Source organism: Camelimonas fluminis, from assembly GCF_014656355.1.
GTDB lineage: Bacteria > Pseudomonadota > Alphaproteobacteria > Rhizobiales > Beijerinckiaceae > Camelimonas > Camelimonas fluminis.
In genome coordinates, this window is the sequence record NZ_BNCG01000146.1 from 1 (window position 1) to 974 (window position 974).

Here is a 974-nt window from a genome sequence, read left to right on the forward strand (position 1 = left end):
CCCAGATCCTCCTTAAATCACAACCTCAAATCTGTGCCATTGGCGCTGACGGCGGACAGCGGCTACAGGCGTGTCTCCACGCCGCTACCGTGACCTTGGCATATCCTAGAGAAGATGGCCCCCGACCAGGTCCCCGCGTCTCACAAACTGCGCAGGGAGTTTTGGGTGTTCCCTCAGGCCTCTCATTGCCGTTCGGGCCACTTGGGTCTATATAATGGCTCAGTTGAGGTGAAAGAGATGAATCCCCAGTTCGCAGCCACAGACATCAGCAGCGTTCTTGGCCTCAAGGGCCAGCCAACGGCGACTTCCCCGTTTTCGTTAATGGAAACAATCGATCGTGGCCTTCCCGTTGCCGCGCTCGACCGTGTAGCCGGTCTTGTTGCGCCTGATGACGCACTGTTCAAGTACCGGGTGGTTCCAAAGGCGAGCTATGGCCGCCGAAGAACTTCGCACCGGCTTTCTGCAGAGGAAGGCCTCAAGCTGACCCGGCTTGCCCGCGTGTGGAGCCTCGCCCGCGACGTGTGGAAGACCGACGTATCCGCCCGCGATTTCCTGTTCAGACCCCATGCAATGCTGCAGGGAAATAAGCCAGTTGAAGTCGCCTTGCGAAATGAAATCGGGACGGAGCTGGTGCTCGATATCCTCTCCCGGCTCAAATACGGCGTCGCGGCTTGAGCCCTCAAAAGCTGGACCGGACCCTCAAGGCCTACCGCATCGGTGACCCCAACGGCGCCTTCCCGATTTTCGATGCCACGGGCTCCACAATTGCTCCAGGAAGATGGAACACTCCTGGAAGCCCGGTGATATACGCTGCCGCGAACTTTTCGACAGCGCTCCTCGAAAAGTTGGTCTACGGCAGTGGCCAAATTCCGCCAAACCAACACTACGTTGAAATTACAATTCCGGCCGGGGTCACCTACGAGGTTCTTTCCGAACCTTCGGTGCCCGGATGGGACGCCAGTCCTCCAACTGTA

At 58.3% G+C, this 974-nt stretch carries 2 protein-coding genes; both read left to right on the forward strand.

The window, feature by feature from the left end:
- Positions 1-237 precede the first annotated feature (237 nt).
- Positions 238-675 carry an Xre family toxin-antitoxin system antitoxin gene (locus IE243_RS22880; RefSeq protein ID WP_191321574.1) on the forward strand — a complete coding sequence of 146 codons (438 nt, stop codon included), beginning with the start codon at positions 238-240 and terminating at the stop codon, positions 673-675.
- Positions 672-974: RES family NAD+ phosphorylase (locus IE243_RS22885; RefSeq protein ID WP_191321202.1), on the forward strand; the 303-nt coding region annotated here is incomplete at its 3' end. The genes IE243_RS22880 and IE243_RS22885, both read left to right, overlap by 4 nt.